Here is a 14,738-nt window from a genome sequence, read left to right as displayed (position 1 = left end):
GAGCATTCCATGCGCGTTCACCATCTCGACTGCGCTCCCATGCGGGAGATCGAACCGGCCGAGGGGCCGGAGAGCCCGCTGCGGCGCGCGCGGGCCGCGGGCCACGTGCTGCTGGTGGAGACCGGTTCGGCCGGGCTCGTGCTCGTGGACGCCGGGATCGGGCTGGCCGACATCGAGCGGCCGTCCGAGCGGCTGCTGGACGACTGGGTGGAGATGGCGGGGCCGACGCTCGACCCGTCCGCGACGGCCGTCCGGCAGGTCGAGGGACTCGGGTACTCGGCCGCCGACGTCCGGCACGTCGTCCCGACGCACCTGCACCGCGACCACGCGGGCGGGCTCAGCGACTTCCCGGACGCGGCGGTGCACCTGTTCGAGGCGGAGCTGGCCGACGGCGGCAAGACCCCGGCGCAGCTCGCCCACGGCCCGAAGTGGGTCGCCTACGACGACGGCGGAGGCGACGCCTGGCACGGCTTCGAGGGCGTCCGGTCGCTGGAGGGCGTCCCCGACGACATCCTGCTGATCCCGCTCGGCGGCCACACGCCGGGGCACGCGGGCGTGGCTGTCCGCGACGGCGCCCGCTGGCTGCTGCACGCGGGCGACGCGTACATGTACCACGGCGAGGTCGACCGCCCCGAGCCGGTCGTGCACCCGCTGATGGAGCTCGTGCAGATGGGCGGCGAGGTCGACCGGGAGCTGCGGCTCGCGAACGTGGCGCGGCTGCGGGAGCTGGCGCGCGGCGGCGAGGTCGAGGTGTTCTGCGCCCACGACCCCTGGGAACTCGCCCGTTACCGCTGAGAGAGGCGGTGGGCGAGGGCGGTGTGGCGGCGGCCCGCGCCGGCCGTGCGGACGGCGGCGGCCAGGGCGCGGCGCGAGCCGACGAGGACCACGAGCTTCTTGGCCCGGGTGATGCCGGTGTAGAGGAGGTTGCGGCGCAGCATCATCCACGCGCCGGTGGTGAGCGGGATGACGACGGCCGGGTACTCGCTGCCCTGGGAGCGGTGGATCGTGATCGCGTACGCGTGGGCGAGCTCGTCCAGCTCGTCGAAGGCGTAGTCGACGCTCTCGTCCTCGTCGGTCACGACGGTGAGGGACTGGTCCTCCAGGGAGACCGACGCGACGACGCCGACGGTGCCGTTGAAGACGCCCGCCTCGCCCTTGTCGTAGTTGTTGCGCAGCTGGGTGACCTTGTCGCCGACGCGGAACACGCGGCCGCCGTAGCGGCGCTCGGGGCGGGCCTCGTCGTGCGGGGTCAGGGCCTCCTGGAGCAGCGAGTTCAGCGTCCCGGCCCCGGCGGCGCCCCGGTGCATCGGGGCGAGCACCTGGACGTCGCGGCGCGGGTCGAGGCCGAACCTGCGCGGGATGCGGTTCGCGACGACGTCCACCGTCAGCTCGGCGGCCTCGTCCTGCTCCTCGCAGGGGAACAGGAAGAAGTCGGGGTAGCCGCGGGTGTGGGGGTGGTCGCCGGAGTTGACGCGGTGCGCGTTGACGACGATCCCCGACTGCTGCGCCTGCCGGAAGATCCGGGTGAGCCGGACGCGCGGCACGACCTCGGCGCCGAGCAGGTCGGCCAGCACCTCGCCCGCGCCGACGGACGGGAGCTGGTCGACGTCCCCGACGAGCAGCAGGTGCGCGCCGCGCGGGATCGCCTTCACCAGCTTGTTGGCCAGGATCAGGTCGACCATGGAGCACTCGTCGACCACGACGAGGTCGGCGTCGAGGGGGTTGTCCTGGTCGAACCTGGGGTCGCCGCCCGGCTGGAGCTGGAGCAGCCGGTGCACGGTCGCGGCCTCGTGCCCGGTCAGCTCGGCGAGCCGCTTGGCCGCCCGGCCGGTCGGCGCCACCAGGACGATCTTGGCGTGCTTGGCGGCGGCGAGCTCCACCACCGAGCGGACGGTGAAGCTCTTGCCGCAGCCGGGGCCGCCGGTCAGCACGGCCACCTTCGAGGTCAGCGCGAGCTTGACGGCCTCCTCCTGCTCGGGCGCGAGCGCCTGGCCGGTGCGCTGCTTGAGCCACGGCAGCGCCCGGTCCCAGTCGACGCCGGAGAACGCCTTGAGCCGGTCGGCGGGGGCGTCGAGCAGCTCCAGCAGCCCGCGGGCCAGGGAGCGCTCGGCCCGGTGGAACGGGACGAGGTACACGGCCGGGATCGTCGCGGCGTCCTCGCCCTCGCCGGGGATCGGCTCCCGGACGACGCCCTCCTCGCGCGCCAGCTCGTCCAGCGCCGGGACGACCAGCTCCCGCCCGACGCCGAGGATCTTCTCGGCCGCCGTGACGAGGTTGGGCTCGGGCAGGAAGCAGTGCCCGTCGTCGGCGGCCTCCGACAGCGTGTACTGAAGGCCCGCCTTGATCCGCTCGGGACTGTCGTGCGGGATGCCGACGGCCTGCGCGATCGTGTCGGCGGTCTTGAACCCGATCCCCCACACGTCCGAGGCGAGCTGGTAGGGCCGCTTGCGGACGGTGTCGATCGAGGCGTCCCCGTACTGCTTGTAGATGCGGACGGCGAGGGAGGTGGAGACGCCGACGCCCTGGAGGAAGACCATGACCTCCTTGATGGCCTTCTGCTCCTGCCAGGCGTCCCCGATCCGCTTGGTGCGCTTGGGGCCGAGGCCCTGGACCTCGACGAGGCGCTCGGGCTCCTCCTCGATGACGCGCAGGATGTCGGTGCCGAAGTGCGAGACCATCCGGTCGGCCATCACCGGGCCGATGCCCTTGATCATCCCGGAGCCGAGGTAGCGGCGGATGCCCTGGATCGTCGCCGGAAGGACGGTCGTGTAGGAGTCGACCTCGAACTGCTTGCCGTACTTCGGGTGGGAGCGCCACCGCCCCGTCAGGCGCAGGCTCTCCCCCACCTGCGCGCCGAGCAGCGCGCCCACGACGGTGAGCAGGTCGGGCCCGCTCTTGGCGGTCGCGACGCGCGCGACGGTGTAGCCGGTGTCCTCGTTGGCGTAGGTGATCCGTTCGAGGACGGCTTCCAGCTCCGCCGGACGCGGCATGGCGGGCGGGGTCGGGGAGGTCGGCACGCCACCATGATGACCGATCCGCCCGGCGGGCCCGCCCGATCCGGGGCCTTCCGCATCACCCCGGAGCGGCGGCCCGGCGCGCGGCTCCGGGCGTCGCGCCCGCCGAGACCTCCAGTACCCCCGTCTCGGTGACCAGCGCGGTCACGAGGCGGGCGGGCGTGACGTCGAACGCGGGGTTGAACGCGCCGACCCGTTCCGGGGCGGTCCGCGCGCCGCCCCAGGCGAGGATCTCCGCGGCGTCGCGCTCCTCGATCGGCACGCCGGTCCCGTCGGGGAGCGCGAGGTCGACCGTGCTCCACGGCGCGGCGACCACCAGCGGGATCCCGGCCTCCCGGCAGGCCAGCGCCACGCCGACCGAGCCGATCTTGTTGGCGGTGTCGCCGTTGGCGGCGATCCGGTCGGCGCCGATGACCGCGACGTCCACCAGGCCGCGCAGGATCGTGCTCGGCGCGGCCCCGTCCGCCTGCACGAGGCACGGGACGCCGGCCTGGTCGAGCTCCCACGCGGTGAGCCGCGCGCCCTGGAGGAGGGGGCGGGTCTCGTCCGCGTAGACGAGTTCGACGCATCCCCGGTCGTGCAGTTCCCGGACGACGCCGAGGGCCGTCCCCCATCCGGCGGTGGCGAGCGCCCCGGCGTTGCAGTGCGTCAGGACGCGCAGGGGCCGGTCGCCCGCCCGCGCGAGGATCCAGTCGGCGCCGAACGCTCCGATGGCCCGGTTGCCGCGCACGTCCTCGTCCAGGAGCGACTGGGCCTCGGCCGCCACCGCCTCGGCGCCCCGCGAGACGAACGGCAGCACCCGGTCGACGCCGGCGGCCAGGTTCACCGCCGTCGGGCGGGCCCCGCGGACGCGGGCGATCGCGGCGTCGCGCCCGGCGGCGTCCCAGCCCTCGCGCGCGGCCTGCGACACGGCGACGGCGACGCCGAAGGCGCCCGCCACGCCGAGCGCGGGGGCGCCCCGCACCACCAGCCGCCGGATCGCGTCCACGAGCGTGTCGACGTCGCGGACCGTGAGGAACTCCACCCGGCCGGGCAGGACGGTCTGGTCGAGCAGCCGCAGGGCGTCGCCCGTCCATTCGAGGGTCGGCACGTCGTTCGTCATGTCTCCATCTTGTCCGAAATGCCGGGAAGCCCGGCGCCACCAGGCTTTCGGGCTCACCCGACTCCGCCGTGTGACCTGCGACAACTTGACATAGGTCGAACTCGTGTTCGAAATTGATCCGGGAGGGTTCGAGAGGAGGAACGAGCGTGCCGGAGGTGGCCCTGCGGGATCTCGCGACGGCGCTGGAGGGCGCCGGCGCGGGGACGGCGCCGCACGCGACCGTGCCGGTGCTCCCCGCGCTGCGGACCGTGGTCCCCGGCGGCGGGCTGCGCCCCGGCTCGGCCGTCGGGCTGGACGGCCCCGGCGCCGCCTCCCTCGCCCTCGCCCTCGTCGCGGGCGTGTCCCGGCACGGCGGCGAGGAGGGCGCCGGCGGCTGGTGCGGCGTCGTCGGCCTCCCCGGCTTCGGCGTGGCGGCCGCGGCGGGCATGGGCGCCGAGCCCGAACGGCTCCTGCTCGTCGACGATCCCGGTGACCGCTGGCCGGACGTGGTCGCCGCGCTGGCCGAGGCCGTCGACCTGGTCCTGCTGTGCCCGCCGGAGCGGCCCGGCGCCGCCGCCGTCCGCCGCCTGTCGGCGCTGGCCCGCAAGCACGGCTGCGTCCTCGCGCTGACCGGTGCGTTCGCCCGCGAATGGACCGGCACCCGGCTCCGCCTCCGCGTCGAGGACCCCGCCTGGGAGGGGCTCGCCGAAGGGCACGGGTGGCTCGCCGGCCGCCGCGTCCAGGTCGTCGCCGAAGGCCGCGACGCCCCCGGCGCCGGGCGCCGCGCGGAGCTCTGGCTGCCCGCGCCCGACGGCACCGTCCGGCCGGTCGAGACGGCGCGGCCGCCGCTGGAGCTGGTCCCCGGCTCGGTGGCCGCGGGCGCGCCCGCGCATCCGCGGCCCTCCGGCGTCCCGCCGCTCGTGCGGGTGCGGGCCGGGGAGGGGATCGCGTGACCAGGGTCCTCGCGGCGTGGTGCCCCGACTGGCCGGTCACGGCGGTCGGGATCGACGCGGCCACGCCGGGGGCCGCGGTCGTGCACGGGCGGGTGGCGGCCTGCTCGGCGGCGGCGCGGGCCGAGGGCGTGCGGCGCGGGCAGCGGCTGCGGGACGCCCAGCGGCGCTGCCCCGGCCTGGTGGTGCGCGAGCGCGACACCGACGCGGAGGGGCGCCGGTTCGAGGCGGTCGCGGAGGCGGTCGCGGAGCTGACGCCGCGCGTGGAGGTGGTGCGGCCGGGGCTGTGCGCGATCCCGGCGCGCGGCCCCGCCCGGTTCTACGGGGGCGAGGAGGCGCTTCGCGTCCTCGTGCAGGACACCGTCGTCGAGGCCGGGCACGACTGCGGGACGGGCGTCGCGGACGGGCTGTTCGCGGCCGAGCTGGCGGCGCGCGCGGGCCAGGGCGGCGCCGTCGTGCCCGAGGGCGGCGCGGCCGCGTTCCTCGCCCCGTACCCGCTCTCGGTGCTCGACCGGCCGGAGCTGGCCGACCTGCTGCGGCGGCTCGGGATCAAGACCCTCGGCGACTTCGCGGCGCTGCCGTCCGGGCACGTCGCGAGCCGGTTCGGGGCCGACGGCGCGCTCGCGCACCGGCTGGCGCGCGGCGAGGAGCCGCGCCCGCTCGCCCCGGTCCGCGCGGCCGCCGACCTGTCGGTGCGCGGCGGCTTCGATCCGCCCGCCGAGCAGGCGGAGCGGGTCGTGTTCGCGGCGAAGCGGCTCGCGGGCGACCTGCATGAGGGCCTCGCGGCGGCCGGGCTGGCGTGCGTCCGACTGGAGGCCGCGGTCGGGTTCGCCGACGGGCACGTCCTGCGGCGGCTGTGGCGGCACGACGGGCTGTCGGCGCTGGCCGTGGCCGAGCGCGTCCGGTGGCAGCTGTCGGCCCACCGGCCGGCCGGGGACGGCGACACCGTCTGGGGCGGCGTGACGTGGGTCGAGCTCGCGCCCGACCAGCTCGTCCCCGACCTCGGGCGGCAGGAGGGGCTGTGGGGGCGCACCACCGTCACCGACCGGATCGCGCGGGCCGCCGACCGGATCCAGGCGCTCCTCGGCCACCACGGGATCGCGCGGCCGGTGCTGGTGGGCGGGCGCGGGCCGGGCGAGCGGGTGGTCCGCGTCCCGGTCGGCGACCTGGCGCCCGCCGGAGCCCCGGAGGGGCCGTGGCCGGGGAGCGTGTCCGGGCCCGCGCCCGCGGTCGTCCCGGTGCCGCCGGCCCCCGCCGAGCTGGCCGACGCGACCGGGGCGGCGGTCGTGGTGTCGGCGCGGTGCGAGGTGTCCGCGCCGCCCGCGACGCTGCGCGTGCGCGGCCGCCCCGCCGCCGTGACCGGCTGGACGGGCCCGTGGCCCGCGGACGAGCGCTGGTGGGACCCGGCCGCGGCGCGCCGCCGCGCCCGGTTCCAGGTCGCCACCGACGACGGCGCCGCCTACCTGCTCGCCGTCGAGGGCGGGCGCTGGCACGTCGAGGCCGTCTATGACTGAGCCGTCCACGACCCGGCCGTCCATGGCCGAGCCATCTATGACCGAAGGGCGGACCGGCTGATGGGCTGGCACAACCCTCCGATCTCCTGGCGGGAGTTCGAGGGGCGGCTGTCGTGGCGGCCCGGCGAGCGGGCGCCCGAGCCGCCGCCGGAGCCTCCCCGCGTCCCGCGCCGCGCCGAGGCGGAGGTGCCGTGGGCGGAGCTGCACGTCCACTCCTCGTTCAGCTTCCTGGACGGGGCGAGCGACCCCGGCGCGCTCGTCGCCGAGGCGGCGCGGCTCGGCGTGCGGGCGATGGCGGTCACCGACCACGACGGCATGTACGGGGCGGTGCAGTTCGCGCAGGCCGCGGGCGAGGCGGGGATCGGCACGGTGTTCGGCGCGGAGCTGGGCCTCGGCCTCCCGGGGCCCCGCACCGGGGAGCCCGACCCGGCCGGCCGGCACCTGCTCGTCCTCGCCCGGGGCGCCGCCGGCTACGCGCGGCTCTGCTCGGCCATCACGTCCGCGCAGCTCGCGGGCGGCCGGAAGGGCCGTCCCGTCTACGACCTGGACGCGCTGGCCGGTGCGCACGACGGCCGCTGGGCCGTCCTCACCGGCTGCCGGAAGGGCCCGGTCCCGGCGGCGCTGGAGGCGGGCGGGCCGGACGCGGCGGAGCGGGAGCTGCGCGAGATGGTCGCCATGTTCGGCCGCGAGAACGTGTTCGTCGAGCTGATCGACCACGACCAGCCGGGCGACGACCCGCGCAACGACGCGCTGTTCGCGCTGGCGCGCCGGACCGGGGTGGACGCGGTCGCGTCCAACAATGTGCACTTCGCCGCGCCCGGCGCCGACGCGCGGCTGGCGCAGGCGATGGCGGCCGTCCGCGCCCGGCGCTCCCTGGACGACATGGTCGGCTGGCTCCCGGCGGGCGGCACCGCGCACATCCGCGGCGGCGCGGAGATGGAGCGGCGGCTGGCGCGGTTCCCCGGCGTCCGGGAGCGGACGGTCGCGCTGGCCGAGGAATGCCGGTTCGACTTCGAGGTGGTCGCGCCCCGGCTGCCCGACTGGCCCGTCCCCGCCGGGCACGACGAGGCGAGCTGGCTGCGGCGCCTGGTGAGGGAGGGCGCGCTGCGGCGGTACGGGCCGCCCGAGCGCGAGCGGGTCTCCGGCGCCTACGAGCAGATCGCCCGGGAGCTGGACGTCATCGAGCAGCTCCGCTTCCCCGGCTACTTCCTGATCGTTCACGACATCGTGGAGTTCTGCCGGAGCAGGGGGATCCTGTGCCAGGGGCGGGGGTCGGCTGCCAACTCGGCGGTCTGCTACGCGCTCGGCATCACCGGGGTCGACGCCGTCCGGCACGGCCTGCTGTTCGAGCGGTTCCTGTCGCCCGGACGGGACGGCCCGCCCGACATCGACCTGGACATCGAGCACCGGCGCCGCGAGGAGGCCATCCAGTACGTGTACGGCAAGTACGGGCGCGAGTGCACGGCGCAGGTCGCGAACGTCATCAGCTACCGCCCGCGCATGGCCGTCCGGGACGCGGCCCGTGCGCTCGGCTTCTCCCCCGGCCAGCAGGACGCGTGGTCCAAGAGCATCGACCCCCGCGACCCGGTCGGGTCGGAGGCCGGCATCCCGGCGCCGGTGACGGACCTCGCGGGGCGGATGCTGAAGCTCCCGCGCCACCTCGGCATCCACTCGGGCGGCATGGTCATCGCCGACCGGCCCGTCGGGGAGGTCTGCCCGATCGAGTGGGCGGCGATGCCGGGCCGCAGTGTCCTGCAGTGGGACAAGGACGACTGCGCGGCGGCGGGCCTGGTGAAGTTCGACCTGCTCGGCCTCGGGATGCTCGCGGCGCTGCACGACTGCTTCGACCTGGTCGCCGAGCACCACGGCCGCCGCTACGACCTCCAGTCGATCCCTCCGGAGGACCCGGAGGTGTACGACATGCTGTGCGACGCCGACACCGTCGGGGTGTTCCAGGTGGAGTCCCGGGCGCAGATGGCGACGCTGCCCCGGCTCAGGCCCCGCGAGTTCTACGACCTGGTCGTGGAGGTGGCCCTGATCAGGCCGGGGCCGATCCAGGGCGGGTCCGTGCACCCCTACCTGCGGCGCCGCAAGGGCCTCGAACCCGCCGAGTGCCCCCATCCGCTGATGGAGCCGGCCCTGTCCCGGACGCTCGGCGTCCCGCTGTTCCAGGAGCAAATGATGCAGCTCGCCGTCGACTGCGCGGGCTTCACCCCGGCCGAGGCCGACCGGCTCCGGCAGGCGATGGGCGCCAAGCGCGCGCCCGAGCGCGTCGAGCGGCTGAAGCGGCGGCTGCTCGACGGGATGGCCGAGCGCGGCATCCCGGCCCCGGTCGCGGAGAGCGTGTACGAGAAGATCCTCGGCTTCACCGGGTTCGGGTTCCCCGAGTCGCACGCGCAGAGCTTCGCCCATCTGGTGTACGCGAGCGCCTGGCTGAAGCGCCACCACCCCGCCGCGTTCACCGCCGCCCTGGTGCGCAACCAGCCGATGGGGTTCTACAGCCCGCAGAGCCTCCTGGCCGACGCCCGTCGGCACGGTGTCGAGGTCCGGCCCGTGGACATCAACGACAGCGGCGTCCACCCGACCCTGGAGGAGCCCGTCGAGGTCGACTCCGGCCATCCCCACGCGCCCGCCGCACCGCAGCCGGCGATACGGCTGGGGCTGTCGGGCATCCGCAACCTGGGGGACGACACCGCCGAGGCCATCGCGGCGGGACGCCCCTACACGAGCATGGAGGACCTCGCCCGGCGCGTGCCGCTGTCGGCCGGGGCGCTGGAGGCGCTCGCGACCGCGGGCGCGTTCGACCGGTTCGGCCTGTCGCGGCGCGAGGCGCTCTGGGCCGCGGGCGCGCTGGCGGGCTCCGGGCCGGGACGGCTGGAGGGCGTCACGCCGGGCGCCTCGGCCCCCGCCCTGCCGGCGATGACGCCGATCGAGGAGACCCTCGCCGACCTGTGGGCCACCGGCGTCTCCCACACCCATCCGGTCGCGCACGTCCGGGACGCGCTGGACGAGCTCGGCGCCCTGTCGTCGGAGCGCCTCGCCGGGACGCCCGGCGAGACCAACGTCGTCGTCGCCGGCCTCGTCACCCACCGGCAGCGCCCCCCGACTGCCGGCGGCATCGTGTTCATGACCCTCGAGGACGAGACGGGCATCATCAACGTGGTGTGCCCGCCGCAGGTGTTCGAGAGGTACCGCGGTCTGGCGGTCGACTCGCAGGCGCTGCTGGTCAGCGGCCGTCTGGAGCGCGCCGACGGGGTCGCGAACGTGCGCGCCACCCGGTTGCGGAGGCTCCCGGTGCCCGGCCGGGTCCGGGCCCGCAACTTCCACTGAACCGAGATAGGGGCGCCCGAGCTAGAACCTCACCGCGTCCTCTGACATCGTATGGAGGCGTTGGGGCCGCGTGCCGCCTTGGGGGCGGTCGCCAAGACGTGGCTCCGTGGGGGCGGAAGGTGAATCTCCATGGACGCGACCTCCCTGGGTGAGCTGCGCCCGGACGACCCCAGCCGGATCGGCCGGTACCGGATCGAGGCCAAGATCGGCGAGGGCGGGATGGGCGCCGTCTACCTCGGCCGCGACTCGGATGGCCGGGCCGTGGCGGTCAAGGTGGTGCGGGCCGAGCTGGCGGGCGACAGGACGTTCCTCGCGCGCTTCCACGACGAGGCGGCCAACGCCCAGCGCGTCGCGTCGTTCTGCACGGCGCAGGTCCTGGAGCACGGCGAGGACCTCGGCCTCGCCTACATGGTCACCGAGTACATCGACGGGCCGTCGCTGCTCCAGCACGTCAGCGCCAAGGGCGCGCTCTCGCCGGGGATGCTGCACGGCGTCGCGGTCGGGGTCGCCGCCGCGCTGGTCGCCATCCACAGCGCCGGGCTCGTGCACCGCGACCTCAAGCCGAGCAACGTGCTGCTGTCGATCTCCGGGCCGCGGGTGATCGACTTCGGCATCGCCCGCGCGCTGGACATGGCCTCCTCCCACACCCGGACCGGGCAGGTGGTCGGCACCCCCGGCTGGATCGCGCCCGAGCAGATCACCACGCAGGAGGTCACCCCGGCCGTCGACGTGTTCGCCTGGGGCTGCCTGGTGGCGTTCGCCGCCAGCGGGCGCAACCCGTTCGGGCAGGGTTCCTTCCAGATCATGGCGGCCCGCGCGGTGCACGCCGACCCCGAGGTCGGCGACCTGCCGCCGTCGCTGGCCGGGCTGGTCCAGGCGGCGCTGCGCAAGGACCCCGCGCAGCGGCCGAGCGCCCGCGAGCTGCTGCTGGCCCTGGTCGGCGGGTCCGGCGAGGCCGCCGTGACGACCGAGCTCGGCGAGACGTGGACCTCCCCGCCCGCCGCCGGGCCGATGGTCTCACCCGTCGGAGCCTATGGAGCACCGCCGGCAGGCGGCCATGGAGCACCGCCCGCAAGCGGCCAGGGAGCACCGCCCATGGGCGGCCATGCGGCACCGCCCGCAGGAGACCCGGGCGCCACGTACCAGGACGTCCCGGTCCCCGTCCGGCGGCAGGACTCGGAGCAGCGCACCGAGCCCGTCCACGAGCGCCGCACCGACCCGCCCACCGCGCGGGAGTTCCCGGCGCCCCCGGTCGCGGGACGGCGCCCGTCCCGGCGCACGGTCCTCGCCGCGTCCACCGCGGCGGCGCTGCTGGTCGCCGGGATCGCGGCCGGCGCCGTCTACCTCGCCGGCCGGCCCTCCGGCGGCGCGAAGAACGCGGGAGCGGCGGCGGCGACGTTCCCGACCGCGCCCATGTTCGTCCGGATCGACACCGCGCCGGGATGGCCGGCCTCCTGCAAGGCCGACATCGGCGTCTACAAGCCCGGCGATCCGTCGGCGAGGACGCTGGTCCGCGGGCCGAGCTGCGACATCCTCCCCGAGCGGTCCCCGGACGGCAGGCGCGTCGCCTTCACCAGGATGGGCGCCAAGAGCGCCGAGGCGTGGGTGATGAACGCCGACGGGTCCGGTGCCCGGAAGGTGACCGGCGTCCTGCGCGGCACCCGCGTGACATGGTCGCCCGACGGCACCCGCCTGGCCTACATGGACGAGAAGGACGGCGTCCGGCAGATCTTCTCGCTCCCCCTGGACGGCGGCGCCGCCACCCAGCTCACCACCGACGACTCGTTCAAGGACGACCCGATGTGGTCGTCCAAGGGCAAGCTCGTGTTCTGGAGCAGGCGCGACGGCGACGGGGAGCAGCTCTACACGATGGACGCCGACCGGCCGGACGGCCCCTGGACGAAGCTGACCCGCGACGGCGAGCGCGCCGTCGACCCGGAGTGGTCGCCCGACGGCTCCAAGGTCGCCTACGTGCGGGGCCCGGCCGAGAGCAGCGACATCTGGGTGCTGAACGCCGACGGGTCCGGCGCGCACGCGGTGACCTCCGGGGACGCGCGCGACATGGACCCGGCCTGGTCGCCCGACGGGCGGTGGCTCGCCTTCGTGCGCGGCGAGGTGGCCGCCCCGGTCATCCACGCCGTCCGCGCGGACGGCACCGCCGACCGCGTGCTCACCCCGAAGGACGGGGTGATCGGCCACCCGAACTGGTCGTGAGGGCGGCGCTCAGCCAGTGATCATGTCCAGGCGGCGGAGGATGACGCCCTCGCGCAGCGCCCACGGGCAGACCTCCAGCTCCCGCAGCTCGAACAGGTCCATCGCGGCGTCGGCGACGATCGCGCCCGCGAGCAGCTGCGCGGCGCGCCGCTCGGACACCCCGGGCAGTTCGGCGCGCTCGGCGGAGGGCATCGCGGCGAGCTTGTCGGTCCAGTCGGTGAGCGCCTCTCCGGCCAGGACGCGCCGCTGGTAGGGGCCGTCGGCCGTGGGGGCGGCGCCGCCGATCCGGGCGAGCTGCTTGAACGTCTTGGACGTGGCCACCGCGTGGTCGGCCGCCCCGTACCGGGTGACGTCCCCGACCCGGCGGGCGATCTCCGCGCGGACGTGCCGGCGCAGGTTGCGGACCTCCTCGGCGGGCGGCGGGTCGGCGGTGAACCAGTCGCGGGTGAGGCGGCCGGCGCCGAGCGGCAGGGAGAACGCCGCGTCCGGCTCCTCGTCGATGCCGGAGGCGACCTCCAGCGAGCCGCCGCCGATGTCCACGACCAGCAGCCGCCCCGACGACCAGCCGAACCAGCGCCGGACGGCGAGGAACGTCAGCCGCGCCTCCTCCTCACCGGGCAGCGCCCGGATGTCGATCCGCTTGTCGCCGCGGATCCGCGCCAGCACGTCCTCGCCGTTGGAGGCCTCGCGGACGGCGGAGGTGGCGAACGCGACCAGGTCCTCGACGCCCTTGTCCTCGGCGACCTGGAGCGCCTCGTCGACGAAGTCGCGCAGCAGCGCCTCGCCCTCCTCGGAGAGCCGGTCGCCGTCCTCGAGGTGGTCGGCGAGCCGCAGGTCCGCTTTGTGGGAGTACGCGGGGAGGGGCCGCGCGCCCTGGTGGGCGTCCACCACGAGGAGATGCACCGTGTTCGAGCCCACGTCCAGCACACCGAGTCGCATGGCCCCGACGCTATCGGACCGCCCGATGCGCGGGCAGGCCCCGCCTGCGGCTATGGTCTCGGGCATGGAGGCGGGTCAGGAGCGGCGGTGGCGCGTACCGCCAGGTCACGTGGTGGTCAAGTGCGCCGCCGCGGCGGCCGTCACGGCGCTGCTCGTCCTGTACTCCCACGATCCCCAGTTCCTGTTCCTCGCGGGCGCGGCGGCGGCCGGGCTGAACGTGCTCGCGCTGCGCGACCTGGTCGCCCCGGTCCGGCTCGCCGCCGACGGCGACGGCCTCACCCTCGTGACGGGTTACGCGCGGCGCCGCCGCCTCCGCTGGGACGAGGTGGCCGCCATCCGGGTGGACGAGCGGCGCCGGCTCCTGCTGCACACGCGGATCCTGGAGATCGAGACCGCCGACGACCTGTACCTGCTCAGCGCGTTCGACCTGGGCTCGGACGTCCACGACGCCGCCGACGAGCTGTACCGGCTGCGCGCCCGCACCGGCCGCTGAGCTAGCGGGCGGGCAGCTCCTCCGGCCTCGGGAACGAGCTCTGCGCGCCGCGGCGGCGGACGGCGGCGGCGCCCGCGCGGGTGGCGAGGCGGGCCGCGTCGAGCAGGGAGTCGCCGCGCGCGAGCCGCAGGCAGAGCGCGGCGGTGAAGGCGTCCCCGGCGCCGGTGGTGTCGACCGCCTCCGACCGCGGGGACGGGACGGCGGCCGTCCCCCGGCCGTCCGCGACGACGGCGCCGTCCGCGCCGACCGTGACGGCGACCGAGCGGGGCCCGGAGCGGGCGAGCGCCGCCGCCATCCGCTCGGGCTCGCCGTCCCCGCCGAGCAGGAAGGCGGCCTCGTGCTCGTTGACGACCAGGGGGTCGCAGAGGGCGAGCAGGTCGTCCGGGACGGGCGCGGACGGTGAGAGGTTGAGCACGACCCGGCGGCCCGCTCCGGCGGCGACGCCGGCGGCGGCCTCCACCGCGGCCAGCGGCACCTCCATCTGGAACGACACCACCGGCGCGCTCTCGATCAGCACCCGGGCGGCCTCGACGTCGGCGGGGGCGAGCCGGGCGTTGGCGCCGGGCGAGACGATGATGCTGTTGTCGCCGTCCGGCCCTACCGTGATCAGCGCGACGCCGGTCGGGACCCCCGGCGTGGTCGCCAGGTGCGCGAGGTCGACGCCGTCGGCGGCCAGGGCGCCGCGCAGCAGCGCGCCGTGCCCGTCGTCCCCGACCCGGCCGACGATCGCGGCCCGGCCGCCGAGCCGCGCCGCCGCGACCGCCTGGTTCGCGCCCTTGCCGCCGGGATGGGTGGCCAGATCGGACCCGAGCACCGTCTCCCCCGGCGCGGGCCGCCGCTCGACGTCCACCACGAGGTCGGCGTTGAGCGAGCCGACCACGACGACCTCACACCTGCGCTCTTCCACCTGTAACCGACTACAGGCGGGGAGGCCGTCCGCGCAACCCGCTCACCCCGAGCGCAGCTCAGCCAGGTCGACGACCTCGGCCAGCTCCGCGACCGACGGGTAGTAGCCGCGGCCGACCGGCACGCCGTCCCGCGTCACCAGCAGCGCGGTCGCCCCCCGCACGCCCGCGAAGTCCGCCCACACCCGGTGCGCGCCGGTGAGCCGCACCGCCGTCACCCGCAGCCCGCCGGGCCCCGTCCAGGTCCCCCGCTCCTCCCCCATGCACGAAACGCTATGCGTCGTTACCTAAAGTGACA

General features: G+C 76.1%; 11 protein-coding genes. 6 read left to right on the top strand and 5 right to left on the bottom strand.

The genetic code is table 11. The features are described from left to right. Positions 1-9 precede the first annotated feature (9 nt). Positions 10-795, top strand: a complete 786-nt coding sequence (locus tag FKD65_RS39530; protein ID WP_141584586.1) for an MBL fold metallo-hydrolase — start codon at positions 10-12, stop codon at positions 793-795. Here the strand turns inward: FKD65_RS39530 and FKD65_RS39525 are convergent. Both FKD65_RS39525 and mtnA read right to left on the bottom strand, forming a co-directional pair. Then, entirely contained in the window at positions 786-2,990 is a 2,205-nt protein-coding gene (locus tag FKD65_RS39525) for an ATP-dependent RecD-like DNA helicase (protein WP_141587371.1), read from the bottom strand. The genes FKD65_RS39530 and FKD65_RS39525 overlap by 10 nt on opposite strands. A gap of 82 nt (positions 2,991-3,072) precedes the next feature. Beyond that, complete coding sequence (gene mtnA / locus FKD65_RS39520; RefSeq protein ID WP_141584584.1) at positions 3,073-4,116, bottom strand: S-methyl-5-thioribose-1-phosphate isomerase; 1,044 nt, start codon at positions 4,114-4,116, stop codon at positions 3,073-3,075. Between the two features lie 146 nt (positions 4,117-4,262). Between mtnA and FKD65_RS39515 the strand changes: the two genes are divergently transcribed. The 4 genes from FKD65_RS39515 to FKD65_RS39500 all read left to right on the top strand — a co-directional run bounded on the left by FKD65_RS39515 (position 4,263) and on the right by FKD65_RS39500 (position 12,103). After that, positions 4,263-5,048, top strand: a complete 786-nt coding sequence (locus tag FKD65_RS39515) for a hypothetical protein (protein WP_240809833.1) — start codon at positions 4,263-4,265, stop codon at positions 5,046-5,048. Then, on the top strand, positions 5,045-6,559 hold the full coding sequence (locus tag FKD65_RS39510) for a DNA polymerase Y family protein (protein ID WP_141584582.1): 1,515 nt from the start codon (positions 5,045-5,047) through the stop codon (positions 6,557-6,559). Before FKD65_RS39515 ends, FKD65_RS39510 begins: the two co-directional genes overlap by 4 nt. Positions 6,560-6,619: 60 nt before the next feature. Further along, entirely contained in the window at positions 6,620-9,889 is a 3,270-nt protein-coding gene (locus tag FKD65_RS39505) for an error-prone DNA polymerase (RefSeq protein ID WP_141584580.1), read from the top strand. Between the two features lie 129 nt (positions 9,890-10,018). Next, a complete protein-coding gene (locus FKD65_RS39500; RefSeq protein ID WP_141584578.1) occupies positions 10,019-12,103 on the top strand; it encodes a protein kinase in 2,085 nt (694 codons plus the stop codon). A 9-nt stretch (positions 12,104-12,112) separates the two neighbouring features. On the opposite strand, the gene FKD65_RS39495 is transcribed toward FKD65_RS39500, so the two are convergent. Then, positions 12,113-13,042, bottom strand: coding sequence for a Ppx/GppA phosphatase family protein (locus tag FKD65_RS39495; protein ID WP_141584575.1), 930 nt, complete (start codon positions 13,040-13,042; stop codon positions 12,113-12,115). Between the two features lie 64 nt (positions 13,043-13,106). On the opposite strand from FKD65_RS39495, the gene FKD65_RS39490 reads away from it, so the two are divergent. Beyond that, positions 13,107-13,535, top strand: coding sequence for a PH domain-containing protein (locus FKD65_RS39490; protein WP_141584573.1), 429 nt, complete (start codon positions 13,107-13,109; stop codon positions 13,533-13,535). Between the two features lies 1 nt (position 13,536). Here FKD65_RS39490 and FKD65_RS39485 read toward each other — a convergent pair whose 3' ends face one another. Both FKD65_RS39485 and FKD65_RS39480 read right to left on the bottom strand, forming a co-directional pair. Next, entirely contained in the window at positions 13,537-14,442 is a 906-nt protein-coding gene (locus FKD65_RS39485; RefSeq protein ID WP_141584570.1) for a ribokinase, read from the bottom strand. Positions 14,443-14,484: 42 nt separating this feature from the next. Further along, the gene (locus FKD65_RS39480; RefSeq protein WP_141584568.1) at positions 14,485-14,703 is read right to left on the bottom strand and encodes a hypothetical protein; all 219 of its coding nucleotides are present in this window, start codon (positions 14,701-14,703) and stop codon (positions 14,485-14,487) included. Positions 14,704-14,738 lie beyond the last annotated feature (35 nt).

The sequence above is a fragment of the Actinomadura sp. WMMA1423 genome (genome assembly GCF_006547145.1).
GTDB lineage: Bacteria > Actinomycetota > Actinomycetes > Streptosporangiales > Streptosporangiaceae > Spirillospora.
Note: the sequence above shows the minus strand (reverse complement) of the source record. Positions and strands in the feature narration are given on the sequence as shown.